Here is a 12179-nt window from a genome sequence, read left to right on the forward strand (position 1 = left end):
GCAAGGCAGCCGGGTTTTTTGCGTGCGCCCTGGACTGGCATATGAGTGTTCTTAACGTCTTCCGGCAGGACCCGTTTACGTCCATCTCGCTCACGAGCTACGTGGACCGTGTTCCCTTCCTGCCCACCGGTATCGGTGACCTCGGTCTGTTCGAGGACCTGCCCATCCGGACCACGGCGCTGGCTGTCGAGCATCGTGACCAGCAGCTGATCGTCATTCCGACCAGTGAGCGTGGCGCGCCCCTCGTCGAACGTCGGACCGAAAAGCGCAAGATGCGCTACTTCGAAGCACCGCGTCTGGCCCATGGCGACACGGTTTACGCCACCGAGCTGCAGAACGTGCGCCAGTTCGGCACGGAATCTGTCCTCATGCAGGTCCAGACCGAAATCGCCCGCCGCCTGTCCGGTCCCACGGGCCTGACGGCCAACATGGAATATACCTGGGAGCTGCATCGGCTGGCAGCGGTCCAGGGCCTGCTGCTCGATGCCGATGGCTCCCTGCTGTTTGACTGGGCAAAGGAATTCGGGATCACACGGCCGAAGGAAATCGGGTTCAACCTCGACGCGGCAGATCCCGTCCTTGGCAGCCTGCGCCAGCAGTGCAACAAGATCGTGCGTTACATGGCGCGGCAGGCACAGGGCGCGTGGCTTCCTTCCACCCGCGTCATGGCCATGTGCGGCGACGATTTCTGGGATGCGCTGATCGCCCACAAGGACGTGCTGACCACCTACTTCAACTGGGAAGCCGCGCGTGAACTGCGCAAGGGCACCGCGTTCGAAGCCATGGATTTCGGCGGGATCAGCTGGTTCAACTACCGTGGTTCGAACGATAACTCCACCATTGCCGTGCCCACGGACAAGGTGAAGTTCTTCCCGCAGGGTGCCCCCGGCGTATTCCAGCGCGCACTGGCCCCGGGTGAAGCGGTGGAGTGGGTCAATACCCTTGGTCGGCCGATCTACATCATCCCGATCTTCGATCGTGACCGTAACTTCTGGTGGCGGATGGAAGCCTATTCCTACCCGCTGCACATCTGCACGCGTCCGGAAATCCTGATGTCCGGTCGCCTGGGCGCCTGATCGGTCATGTCGCTAGACTGGGCCGGGCTGGTTCTCGGCCCCAATCTCCGGATCTTCGGCGAGGATCCGGAGAAAGACGGTCCCGTAACATGGACGTCCCTCTCCAGCGGCATATCGCAGGATGTCCCGGCCATCTTTGACGAAGGGTACAAGCCCCTCGCTGTCATCGATGATGCTGACGGGTTGCTTCCCACGAACATTACCACGGGTATCCCGCATCTGGGGGTCTGCCTGGCTGACTTTCCTGTCGCCCCCCTGCAGGGCGACACGATGGTCGTGCGCGGCAAAACCTACGAAATCCGTGAAGTCCAGCCGGACAGTCACGGTGGTGCCGACATTTTCCTGAACCTTGTGAGCCTCACAGCATGACCCTCTATCGCGTGCAGCTGAAAAACGCTGCGTTGCAGGCCCTTATCGCGGCGAAGACACTGGCCGGGTCCAATGTCATGGTCGACCGCAGCCTGCCTGCCACGCCTGACAAGCTGCCGGCCATCCTGATGACTGCCCCACGTGACAGGGCTGTCAGCACCGGCCGGAACCAGCCCGGCTTCACACGGGTGACAACCCTCGCCATCCGCGCCCTGCTCTGTGGCGTAACGCCTGCGGAAGTATCCGCCAACCTCGACATCTTTGCCGAACAGATCGAGCGGGCGCTCATGCTCGATGTGGATCTGCAGGCGATGGTTACGCAGGTCACCAGTCTCGATACCGAACTGATGATCAACAGCGCCACCCGCGAACATACCGGCGAAGTCCGGATGCTGTTCGGTCTGGAATACATCGAATACTACCCCCCTGCGGGCACGCCGCTGACCGAGGTCACCGGACAGATGCAGGCGAACGGCAATCCCGATTTCGCCGACATGCAGGTGCCGCTTACCCTCAACTGAGGTTCCCCCGACATGTTTGTAAAACCCGCCCCGGGCCGCGCCGTGCGCTGGCCCGGCACGATGCGCTTGCTGAAAGCGCAGGGCGAGAACGTGCCCGAAAGCACCTTCTGGCTCCTGTGCGAGCGCAATGGCGATGTGGTCAAGGCCACGCCGCCCGCAGCGTCCGCCCCGGCCGTAGCTGCCAGCACGCCGCCCAAGACCTCGACTGACGGCGCTGCCGCGAAAATCGAGGTGCCGGCATGAGTGGCTCCATCACGGTCCCCAACTACCCCGACACGAACCGCGTGCCGGGGTTTTATTTTGCCCTGGACAATTCCAGGGCGAATACCGCGACCCAGGTGCGCCGTGTGCTGATCGTGGGCCAGATGCTGGCCACCGGCAGCGCCACGGCCGGCACGCCGTCCCTGTCCGCCGGTCCCTCTGACGCCATCGCCAAATACGGTGCAGGCTCCCAGTGCGCCCGCATGGTGCAGGCTTACCGGCAGGTGGACACGGTCAATGAGCTGTGGGTGCTGCCGCTGGCCGATGAGGCCGATGGTACTGCCGCCACCGGCAAGATCCTGCTAACAGGCACGGCCACGGAATCCGGCACGCTGTGGCTCTACGTTGGCGACAGCCTGGTCAGCACCGCCGTCACGGCAGGTGACACGGCCGCCACCATCGCGGAGAACGTGGTCACGGCTGCCGCCTCGGTCAGCAACCTGCCCGTGTCTCTAGCGGTGGACGCGACCACGGCAGGCCAGATCGATGTCACCGCACTGAACAAGGGCGAGGTTGGCAATACCTTCCTGCTGGGCCTCAACCTGCTGGGCACGGCCGGAGCGCAGGCCACGCCGGGCGGTATCACCGTCACGCTGACACAGATGACCGGCGGGGCGCAGAACCCCTCCACCCTGGCATCGGCACTGGCTGGCATTGGTGATCGCGTCTACGACCTGATGCCGCATCCCTTCATGGATGTGACCAGTCTGACCGCGTTCAAGACGAACCTGAACGATGTGGATGGGCGCTGGTGCCCGCTGGAGCAGCTCTACGGTCAGGCCATCACCGCCTATCGCGGCACGTATGGGGACGCCACGGGGCTGACCTACCTGCCCGACGACCAGCACCAGACCATCATGCCCATTTCGGACAGCCCGTCCGACGTATGCCAGTGGGCGGCCTGGATCGCGGCACGCACGGCGCTGTCCATGCTGTCGAACCCGGCGCTGCCGATCACCGGCCTGTCCATCCCGGCCATGCCACCGACCGACGCAGGCCGGTTCATCCGCGACCAGCGCAACAGCCTGCTTTACGACGGGCTGTCGACGTTTACGGTCAGCGACAGCGGCACGGTCATGATCGAACGCCTGACCACGACCTACCGCACGAACGCATCAGGACAGGCGGATAACAGCTACCTCGACATCGAGACACTGCTGACTGCCCAGGTCTGCCTGCAGGACCTGCGCAGCTATCTGGCCGCATGCGTGGGCGGATACATCCTCGTGGCCGACGGGTCCAAGATCCCGGCCGGTGCGCAGGCCACCACGGCGGCGCTGATCGGCAAGCTCGCAGCCGCCCGCTACCAGTGGCAATCGACCCAGATGTGGGTCCAGAACCCCGACGAATTCGCCGCCGCCGTCGTGGCGACCAACGAAGGCGGGGGCGGAGTCAAGCTGTTCCTGCCCTACCAGTTTGCGAACCAGCTCTGGGTCATCGCGGGCGACTGCCAGTTTACCAAGCCATAAGGGGGAACCGATGTCGGGAACCGTCTATCGCGGCCCCCTTGCGGGCCTTGCGACCCTGTCCATCAACGGCGACACATGGAACGTCGTTGGTGAGGCACAGTACCAGCCCTCGGGCAATGCAAACGAAACCCTCAAGGGGCAGTCGGCCGTCGAAGGCTTCTCCGCCATGCCCGGGCAGGGCTTCATCCAGGCCACCCTGCGTATGCGCCGCGACCGCAAGGTTGGATCCTTGCAGGGCGCATCCGGCCTGACCGTCGTGCTGACGCTGGCCAACGGCGTTGTCGTGACCTGCGTCAACGGCTGGCAGACCGAGGAACTGAACGTCAACACGCAGGAAGGCACGTTCGAACTGCATGTTGAGAGCGACACCGTGACCGAGGATATCGTCTCGTGAGCCATACCCCCCATCATCATCTGCGCGACGAAGAGGTGCTGGCCATCATGGCCGCACCGCAGGATGACATGGCCGACGGCGCGGACGATGATAGCCTGATCGTGCTGGATGAGCCGATTGTTCTCAAGGGCGGTCAGGAATTCATCGAACTGCAGCTGCGTGAGCCGAATGTCTACCACCTCCTGTCGGCCGCGCAGGTGATCGGCAAGCGGCCGACCACGGAATCGGTTTACGATTCCCAGATGCAGCTGGTGAAGCTGGTCAGCGGCTGGCCACTGCAGGCCGTACAGGACCTGCCTTCGTCTGCCCTGGACCGTGCCGTAGCCTATGTCACGTCCTTTCAGGATGCGGCGCGTCGGCCGGAAGGTGCCGATCCGGACCTGTCCCCGTCCATGACTTTAATTTTCGAGGACGGGATTGAGGCGGTCGGACGCAGCTTCTCCACCATGACCCTGCACGAACCCAAGGTGAAGGAACGCCGCACCGCCAAGGCCTTCGAGGCCCGTGGCACGGCGGAAGGTTTCCTGCGCGCCGAGATCAGCCTGGTCGAGAATGTCAGCGGCTGGCCGCAGGCCGCCATCCTCAAGATGCCGATCAGCAAGTTCGCGCGGGCTGCGGATTACCTGACCGGTTTTTTTATGAGTGGCCCGGAAACTGGGACGAACTAGGCGCGGACCTGTCCCAGTTCTTCCGGGGCTTCACCCTTCATGACTTGGAGGCCCTGACCGGCACGGAAATGCTGGGATGGGTGACCCGCGCGCATCGCATCAACGACGCGCGCAAACGGGAGGCTCAACGTGGCAAACGCGGGCGTTAAGTTCGTCATATCGGCGGCGGATCGTGCGAGCGCCACGCTGGAAAAGATCAATACCCGAATCGCCAGACTGCAGGCCCCCGTACGCCGTGTGCAGGCCGCCTTCGGGCGGTTCGCCAGCCTGTCCGGCCTCAACCGCCTGAAAAACGGTTTCGTCGGGCTGGGACGCGAGGCGCTGGGGGCGTTCCGCTATATCGGCCAGATCGTGCCGGTCATGGGCATGCTGACCAGTGCCGCCAGTCTGGCGGGCATGGCGCGGCTGGTCAGTACGTGGGGACAGCTGGGGACCAACCTGCGCGCTACGGCTGGCAGCATGGGCATGGCGCCGCAGCGCCTGCAGGCCATGCAGAACGCTGCAAAGCTGTCCGGCAGTTCCGCTGAGGCCATGACAGGCGCATTGAAAACCCTGTCCACCACCCGGTGGAATGCCCTGAACAACATGGACCCGCAGGCAGCTGCGCAGTTCAGTGCCATCGGTCTGGATCTGCGGAAGTTCCAGAACGAAGCCCCGGACAAGTTCTTCAACCGTGTGGCCCATGCCATCCGGGGGCTGCGGGATCCTGTCGCCCGAACGGTCGCGGCCACGACCCTGCTGGGCAGTTCTGCAGAACAGATGCAGTCGATCTGGCAGGAGACAGACGAGCAATGGCAGAAGGACCTGGAGACCGGCAGAAAACACGCCTACATGACGAAGGACATGGCCGATCGGGCGGACCTGTATCGTCGGTCTCAGGAAAGCCTGAACGAATCAGTCCACCACTTCGCCGACAGCGTTGCCGATGCGGCATCCCCTGCCCTGGTGGACCTCAACAATTTCCTTGAGGATCTGATCGACCGGAACCGCGACTGGATCGCGCAGGACATCGGTCGTTACGTCCAGCAGTTCTCCTACTGGTTCCGCAATGGCGGATGGGACCAGATCAAGGGGGGGATCAAGGGGGTCGAGGATACGGTCACCGGCGTGGTGGACAAGCTGGGCGGCTGGAAGTCCGCAGGACGCATTGCTCTGGGTGCCATTGCTGCCATCTATGCCATGCCGGTCATAAGCGGCCTGCTGATGCTGGCGGCGACCATCCTGTCCGTGGCGGGGGCATTCACAAAGATGGGGACTGCCGCGAAAGGGGCATCCCTTGCTTCCCGGTTCGCACCGGGTGCCCCCGGTGGCGCGCGCGGGCGTATGCCTTTCCGCGCTTCACCGACCGACATCCTCAGCGGACTCGGTATCGCCTATGACATGTATGAAGCCTACCAGCACGGCAACCTGATCTCCGGTGAAGGCGAAGGGGTGCTGGACAAGATCCCCGGATACACGCGATTCAATCGGTGGTGGAACCATAAATCCGGTGCGGACGTCGCCCCGCTGGCTCAGCCGGTGCAGGACGCCGCCCTTGCGGCGGCCAAGCAGTTCGGCCTTGACCCGAAGCATTACATCGCCCTGCTGCGCAAGGAACATGGCGGATACCGCAATGTCTCCGGCGCGGGGGCATTTGGCCCCAGCCAGCTCATGCCCGCCACGGCGCGCGGCCTTGGCCTGCCGGATTCGGTCAACGATCCCAATTATGACTGGCGGCAGAACCTGACGGGCGGGGCCTACTACTACCGCACCCTGCTCGACCGCTTCCATGGGAATTACGAGGCAGCCGACGCGGCCTACAACGCCGGACCGAACAGCAGACGGGTGAACGAATTCGCCCGGACGCATGACCTGTCCGTGCTGCCAGACGAGACGCAGGACTATGTCGCCGGCATCGCCAAACTGGCCCAGATGCCATCAGGTCCTGCGGCATCAATGCCGTCCGGCAGCGGAAACGATGGCGGCACCACCACCCATGAAATCAAGGTGGGGATGGACATGCAGCTGCCACCGGGTGCGAAAGCCCGGATCATCGATGCCCCACCGGGCACAACACTGACCCAGCGCACGCAGGTCCAGCGCGCCATGGACCCTGCCCTCAGCTCAACAGGAAACTGACATGTCCGGCACCCTGACGCGCCTTGCGGAAGAATACCTGCAGTGTTCTTTCCGGGGCGTGCCATTCGTGGTGGTCGGCAGCGGCGGCCAGAACGGGCGCAATACCTCCCTGCACCGTTATCCATACCTGCCCACGCCATGGGTGGAGGATCTCGGCCGCGCACCGCGTCCCTACCGGTTCCGGGGCTTCCTGTGCGGGGCGGAATGCTTCGCGCAGCGCCAGCTGCTCAGCATGGCGGCCGAGACCGCTGGCACCGGCCTGCTGATCCATCCCACCATCGGGGCGATACAGGCCAGCCTGCTGCGCTTCGACTGGTATGAACGCGACGGCGTGATGGGCGTCATCGATGTGGAACTGGAGTTCATTGAATCCAGTTCCTACCTCTCGACCACCATCATGCTGGCGCTGGACGCCGCCATCGGGATTGCCGCGACAGCGTTCAGCAGTGCTGCGTCATCGGATTACACTTCGGGCACCACCGCCTCGTATGATTACGGCACGTCCGTGGTGCATGCGGGGCGCACGGTCGCCTCCAGCTGGGCTACGGGCGCGCGCACGGCCATCCGCTCCCCCAGTACGTTCTCGGCCGCCATTGCAACACTGCCGGGCAATAACGGCCGATATGCCAGCGGCAATGCAACACAGGTCAATGAGGATGCAACGGTCAGTTCTGTCCTGTCCGATCTGACGGCAGGCGGCCAGACCATAGAGGCCGGCATCGCTGCCGTCTCTGCTTCCACGGACGGCCCGACACTGGCCGCCGCGATCCTCGCCCTGACGGAACTGCTGCGCAGCGCCATCACCGATCCCGGCACCCAGATTGCCCAGCTTGCGGCTCTGGCCGTGTACGAGATCGACACCCTTACCTCGGCAGCCCCGATCGGCGGAGCCATTTCCACCGTGCAGACGGCGACAGCCATGCTGTGCCGGCAGGCCGCCCTGATCTCGATCGCGCAGGCCTGCGCGGACTGGCAGCCCACCTCCTCGGCCGAGGCCGTCACCCTGCGGGAACAGGTCGGCCTGCTGCTTGATGACGAAGCCATTGCCTGTGCCGATGCCGGGAACGATGTCAGTTACCAGGCCATCCGCGCCCTGCGCGCGCAGGTGCTGCAGGACCTGTCCACCCGCGCGGCCCAGCTGCCCGACGTCATGACGGTTACGCGCAATGCGCCCCTGCCTGCTCTGGTCCTGGCGCAGCAGATCTACCGCAACGCCTCGCGCGCGCCTGACCTGATCCGGCGCGCGGATCCCATCCATCCGGCATTCATGCCCACCAGTTTCGAGGCCCTGACGTCATGAGCGGCGCGCTGACCACCCTGTCCGACTTCGTGGGGTGGAACACGGACCAGTCCGATCAGGTCTCCGTTGTCATCATGCGCGGCAGCAAGGCCTGGCAGATCACCACATGGACATCGGTGGTCATCCGCATGGGCGTGGAAATCATGCCCTGGACGGCAGCCCTGAGCATGACCACGCAGGGATCCAGCCCCCTGTCGAAAGTCAACATAAGCGAGGGCGACAGCTGCAGGCTGCTCATCGGGAAAACGCTGGTTTTCACCGGGTATGTACAGACCGTGGTGGAGGATATCGCCCCGGACCATCATACGTTCGAGGTGCAGCTGGCATCGAAAAGCGTCGACCTGGTCGAGTGTGCGGCCGAGTTCAGCACGTTCCAGATGAACAGTACCAACGCGCTGGATATCGCCCGGCGCGTCTGCCAGTTCGCTCAGATTGATGTGATCTCGGTCAATGGCGCGGGTGACACAGATATTCTCGCCTTCGCGGTCATCTTGTCGGAAACCGCCTATGAGGTGATCGAGCGCGTCAGCCGCCTCGCTGCCGTGATCTTCTATGACCGGCCCGATGGCAATATCTGCATGTCCGCCGTGGGCACGCGCCGCGCTGCCAGCGGGTTCACGCTGGGCAGCAACATCGAACGGCTGCAGCGGGTCCGCAGCATGGCGGGGCGGTATTCCACCGTGCAGGCCATCGTCATGGGTGAGGTCACACTGTTCACGTCGCCCGGTGCTGACAACGCCTACGATGAACAGATGCGCGTCCTGAGCGCGCCCGCAAATGCAAAGGCGACCGATCCCGGCGTCACCCGCACGCGCAACATGCTGGTGCCGATCGAAACCGGCGACCGCAACGGCATCATCGCAAAGAAGCGCGTCCAGTGGGAGGTCAACCGGCGTTATGGCCGCGCCTATCCCATCACCCTGACCTGCGACAGCTGGCGCGACAGGGCGGGCAATCTCTGGCTGCCCAACACGCTGGCCCGGGTGGACCTGGGTGATGGCAATCCGCAGGACCTGCTGATCGGGGAACTGACCCTGCGCCAGACGGTCGATGACGGCACGCATGCCGATGTGGTGCTGATGGACCCGCAGGCCTACTCGCCAGAGCCGATCATCAACCCGCTGTTCCAGAGCGCCTTCATGCAGGCGATCCAGTCCAACCAGTCCGCCGGGCAATCATCCGGCAATATTGTATCAATGTAGGAACGCGATGATCAGTTCGGCCATGCGCACCATGCGGCGTGTGATGATGATGGTCGGGATCGGCCGCCTGCTCGCGGATACGAACGAGACACCCGGCACCCCCACGGTGCAGGTTGCCCTTGCCGCAGGCGAGATACGCGGCGACGTGCCGCTCATGCAGCAGTACGGGCTGACCAGCCGCCCGGTGCCCGGGTCGGACGCCATCGTCATTTTCGTGGGTGGAGACCGCACGCGCGGCATCGCCATCGCCACTGGCGACCAGCGCGGCAGGCCGACCGACCTGCAGCCCGGGGAAGTCTGTCTCTACCATCCCCAGACCGGCAGCCGGATCTGGCTCAAGGCAGATGGCTCCATCGCCCTGGACCCGTCCAACGGAAAGACCGCGGTCACCGGCGATCTGACCGCCACCGGCACGATCACCGGCAACGAGGTCGAGGCGCAGGGCATCAAACTGTCCACCCATCCCCACAACGGCGTGCAGCCGGGCAGTGGTAATTCCGGGCCGCCCGTGGCCAGCTGACAGGGTTTTTCATGGATATCGCAATCGTCTGGAACGTCCGCGAGGCACGCGGCGACTGGCCCATCGTGTCCAGTGATCTGGGACTGGACAACCCGCTGCGCACGGCCGTCATGGTGTCGCTTTTCACAGACCGCGTGGCACCGGTGCAGCCAACAGCCAATGATGTGGCCGCTGGCGTCCAGTCCCCCGCCGGCGCACCTGGCACGGTCGATGCGGATCCGCGCGGCTGGTGGGGCGACGGGTTCAGCGACATCCCGATCGGCTCCCGCCTGTGGCAGCTCAGGCGCGCCATCAAGGTCGGCGCAAGGGCAGTCCCGCGCGAGATCGAGGCCATCTGCACCGAGGCCCTGCAATGGCTGGTCACCGATGGCGTGGCCCAGAAGGTGGACGTCTCCGCGTGGTGGAGCGCCAGCGTGCCCAACATGGCCGAGTTCACCGTCACCATCACCGAACCGGGCGGATCATCGCAGCAGTTCACCTTTTCATGGGCCTGGGAGGGCCTGACCTGAATGCCCTATGCACGGCCGACGCTTTCGGAACTGCGCCAGCAGGCCCAGCAGGACGTCATCAATGGCGGCATTCCGGGTGTGGTTGCCCTGCTGCGGTTCTCGGTCCTCAATGTGCTGGCCATGGTGCTGGCGGGCCTTGCGTGGCTGCATTACGGCTATATCGACTGGATTGCCCTGCAGGCCGTGCCGTGGACGGCCACGGGCGAATACCTGGCCGCATGGGGCGCACTGAAAGGCGTGACCCGCAAGGCGGCAGGCTATGCCTCGGGCACCGTGTCCTTCACCGTGACCGGCACGGCCGTCATTCCGGCCGGGACCGCCCTTGTCCTGACCGGCGGCGTGGGCGCCACGACCACGGCCGACAGTGTCACCACCAATGGCACGACGCTCGCCAGCTGGACCGCCACCACGGCAGGATCAGCGGGTAACGTCGCGGCCGGGTCCATCGCCACCCTGTCCAGCCCGGTCGCGGGCGTGCAGACCACCGGCACCGTGGTGGCCCTGACCACCAGTGGCGCGGATGTCGAAACCGACGACGCCCTGCGCACCCGGGTCATGGATGCGTACCAGCAGCCGGGGGAATGCGGGAACGAGGACAATTACGTGACCTGGGCGCTGGATGTCACCGGCGTTACGCGCGCCTGGTGCAATCCGCTGGGTTACGGTGCCGGCACGGTCGTCGTCTACATCATGCTCGATGACGCCAACGAGGCGACCGGCGGGTTCCCGAATGGCACGGATGGCAGTGCCACGGGCGACACCCGCTACAAAACGGCCACGGGCGACCAGCTGACGGTCGCCAATGCCATCCAGTCCGAACGGCCCGTCACCGCGCTGGTCATCGTCTGCGCGCCCATCGCGCAGCCCGTGGATTTCGTGATCACGGATCTGGGCACCGGCAACACCACGGCCAACCAGACCGCAATCACCGAAGCCCTGCAGGACATGTTCCTGCGGCTGTCCGCGCCCGGTGGCACCATCAATCCCAATGACTGGGAGGAAGCGATCGCGGCCATCGGGCTGGACAGCTTCGAGGTGCAGTCCCCGGCCGGCCCCGTAACCGGTGCCAATGCGGGCGCAATGCCCGTTTTGGGCACCATCAGCTTCGCGGCGTAATCCGATGGCCCTTCCCTCATTCTCCGCCGCCGATTTCCGCGCGGCCCTCCTGCGGCTGCTGCCGACCGGGCGCATATGGTCCCGCGAACCGGGCAGCATGCCCTATCAGCTGGCCACCGTGTGGGCACCGACATTCCAGCGCAGCAGCGCGCGCGGCGCGAACCTGATCACGGACGGGTTCCCCTCCACGACGGTCGAGCTGCTGACGGAATGGGAGGCAACACTTGGCCTGCCTGATCCCTGCGCCGGCACCAGCCCGACACTGGAACAGCGCCAGGCGCAGGTGGTCGCACGCCTGACGGACAGTGGCGGGGCGTCAAAATCCTATTTCATCGCCTTCGCCAAGGCGCTCGGCTTCGACATCACCATCACGGAATTCGTGCCATCGCGCTACGGCAAGACCTACGGGGGCACCTACGGTGGCGATGACTGGGCTTTCGCCTGGCAGGTCAGCATTCCCGCCTTCACGCTGCGCAACCGCCAGTATGGGGACGTGTACGGCGAACCCTACGCCACATGGGGCAGCACGGTCATCCAGTGCGAATTCAGTGCCCGCAAGCCCGCACACACCATCCTGCTGTTTGATTACAGCGCAGGCAATACGCCGGGCAGGCTGGGCAGTTTCATTCTCAACATCGATACCCTTGGGGAATAAC

The 12179-nt window shown here is 64.6% G+C and carries 14 protein-coding genes; all 14 read left to right on the plus strand.

What is annotated here, in order from left to right; all coding sequences use genetic code 11:
- Window positions 1-41: 41 nt before the first annotated feature.
- A complete protein-coding gene (locus MSKU9_RS06095) occupies window positions 42-1076 on the plus strand; it encodes a major capsid protein (protein ID WP_141260450.1) in 1035 nt (344 codons plus the stop codon).
- A 6-nt stretch (window positions 1077-1082) separates the two neighbouring features.
- The gene (locus MSKU9_RS06100; RefSeq protein ID WP_141260451.1) at window positions 1083-1445 is read left to right on the plus strand and encodes a head-tail joining protein; all 363 of its coding nucleotides are present in this window, start codon (window positions 1083-1085) and stop codon (window positions 1443-1445) included.
- On the plus strand, window positions 1442-1966 hold the full coding sequence (locus MSKU9_RS06105) for a hypothetical protein (protein ID WP_141260452.1): 525 nt from the start codon (window positions 1442-1444) through the stop codon (window positions 1964-1966). Before MSKU9_RS06100 ends, MSKU9_RS06105 begins: the two co-directional genes overlap by 4 nt.
- A 12-nt stretch (window positions 1967-1978) precedes the next feature.
- On the plus strand, window positions 1979-2209 hold the full coding sequence (locus MSKU9_RS06110) for a DUF2635 domain-containing protein (RefSeq protein ID WP_141260453.1): 231 nt from the start codon (window positions 1979-1981) through the stop codon (window positions 2207-2209).
- Window positions 2206-3696, plus strand: coding sequence for a phage tail sheath subtilisin-like domain-containing protein (locus MSKU9_RS06115; protein ID WP_141260454.1), 1491 nt, complete (start codon window positions 2206-2208; stop codon window positions 3694-3696). Before MSKU9_RS06110 ends, MSKU9_RS06115 begins: the two co-directional genes overlap by 4 nt.
- Before the next feature lie 10 nt (window positions 3697-3706).
- A complete protein-coding gene (locus MSKU9_RS06120; protein WP_141260455.1) occupies window positions 3707-4090 on the plus strand; it encodes a phage tail tube protein in 384 nt (127 codons plus the stop codon).
- Window positions 4087-4758 carry a phage tail assembly protein gene (locus MSKU9_RS06125; RefSeq protein ID WP_227002391.1) on the plus strand — a complete coding sequence of 224 codons (672 nt, stop codon included), beginning with the start codon at window positions 4087-4089 and terminating at the stop codon, window positions 4756-4758. Before MSKU9_RS06120 ends, MSKU9_RS06125 begins: the two co-directional genes overlap by 4 nt.
- A gap of 129 nt (window positions 4759-4887) precedes the next feature.
- The gene (locus MSKU9_RS06130) at window positions 4888-6876 is read left to right on the plus strand and encodes a transglycosylase SLT domain-containing protein (protein WP_141260456.1); all 1989 of its coding nucleotides are present in this window, start codon (window positions 4888-4890) and stop codon (window positions 6874-6876) included.
- 1 nt (window position 6877) lies between these two features.
- Window positions 6878-8176, plus strand: a complete 1299-nt coding sequence (locus MSKU9_RS06135) for a DNA circularization protein (RefSeq protein ID WP_141260457.1) — start codon at window positions 6878-6880, stop codon at window positions 8174-8176.
- Window positions 8173-9378, plus strand: coding sequence for a phage baseplate assembly protein (locus tag MSKU9_RS06140; RefSeq protein WP_141260458.1), 1206 nt, complete (start codon window positions 8173-8175; stop codon window positions 9376-9378). The genes MSKU9_RS06135 and MSKU9_RS06140 overlap by 4 nt, the downstream gene beginning before the upstream one ends.
- Before the next feature lie 7 nt (window positions 9379-9385).
- The gene (locus MSKU9_RS06145) at window positions 9386-9898 is read left to right on the plus strand and encodes a phage baseplate assembly protein domain-containing protein (RefSeq protein ID WP_141260459.1); all 513 of its coding nucleotides are present in this window, start codon (window positions 9386-9388) and stop codon (window positions 9896-9898) included.
- A 65-nt stretch (window positions 9899-9963) separates the two neighbouring features.
- Entirely contained in the window at window positions 9964-10407 is a 444-nt protein-coding gene (locus MSKU9_RS06150; RefSeq protein ID WP_227002392.1) for a phage GP46 family protein, read from the plus strand.
- Window positions 10408-11523 carry a baseplate J/gp47 family protein gene (locus MSKU9_RS06155; RefSeq protein ID WP_141260461.1) on the plus strand — a complete coding sequence of 372 codons (1116 nt, stop codon included), beginning with the start codon at window positions 10408-10410 and terminating at the stop codon, window positions 11521-11523.
- 4 nt (window positions 11524-11527) lie between these two features.
- A complete protein-coding gene (locus MSKU9_RS06160) occupies window positions 11528-12178 on the plus strand; it encodes a YmfQ family protein (RefSeq protein WP_141260462.1) in 651 nt (216 codons plus the stop codon).
- Window position 12179: the final 1 nt, after the last annotated feature.

It is taken from the genome of Komagataeibacter diospyri (genome assembly GCF_006538165.1).
Classification (GTDB): Bacteria; Pseudomonadota; Alphaproteobacteria; order Acetobacterales; family Acetobacteraceae; genus Komagataeibacter; species Komagataeibacter diospyri.

Excerpts from the sequence above, each read along its gene's own strand:
- MSKU9_RS06120 (WP_141260455.1), top strand. The coding sequence starts at position 3,707 with ATGTCGGGAACCGTCTATCGCGGCCCCCTTGCGGGCCTTGCGACCCTG.
- MSKU9_RS06100 (WP_141260451.1), top strand. The coding sequence starts at position 1,083 with ATGTCGCTAGACTGGGCCGGGCTGGTTCTCGGCCCCAATCTCCGGATC.
- MSKU9_RS06115 (WP_141260454.1), top strand. The coding sequence starts at position 2,206 with ATGAGTGGCTCCATCACGGTCCCCAACTACCCCGACACGAACCGCGTG.
- MSKU9_RS06140 (WP_141260458.1), top strand. The coding sequence starts at position 8,173 with ATGAGCGGCGCGCTGACCACCCTGTCCGACTTCGTGGGGTGGAACACG.
- MSKU9_RS06160 (WP_141260462.1), top strand. The coding sequence starts at position 11,528 with ATGGCCCTTCCCTCATTCTCCGCCGCCGATTTCCGCGCGGCCCTCCTG.
- MSKU9_RS06155 (WP_141260461.1), top strand. The coding sequence starts at position 10,408 with ATGCCCTATGCACGGCCGACGCTTTCGGAACTGCGCCAGCAGGCCCAG.
- MSKU9_RS06145 (WP_141260459.1), top strand. The coding sequence starts at position 9,386 with ATGATCAGTTCGGCCATGCGCACCATGCGGCGTGTGATGATGATGGTC.
- MSKU9_RS06135 (WP_141260457.1), top strand. The coding sequence starts at position 6,878 with ATGTCCGGCACCCTGACGCGCCTTGCGGAAGAATACCTGCAGTGTTCT.
- MSKU9_RS06095 (WP_141260450.1), top strand. The coding sequence starts at position 42 with ATGAGTGTTCTTAACGTCTTCCGGCAGGACCCGTTTACGTCCATCTCG.
- MSKU9_RS06110 (WP_141260453.1), top strand. The coding sequence starts at position 1,979 with ATGTTTGTAAAACCCGCCCCGGGCCGCGCCGTGCGCTGGCCCGGCACG.
- MSKU9_RS06105 (WP_141260452.1), top strand. The coding sequence starts at position 1,442 with ATGACCCTCTATCGCGTGCAGCTGAAAAACGCTGCGTTGCAGGCCCTT.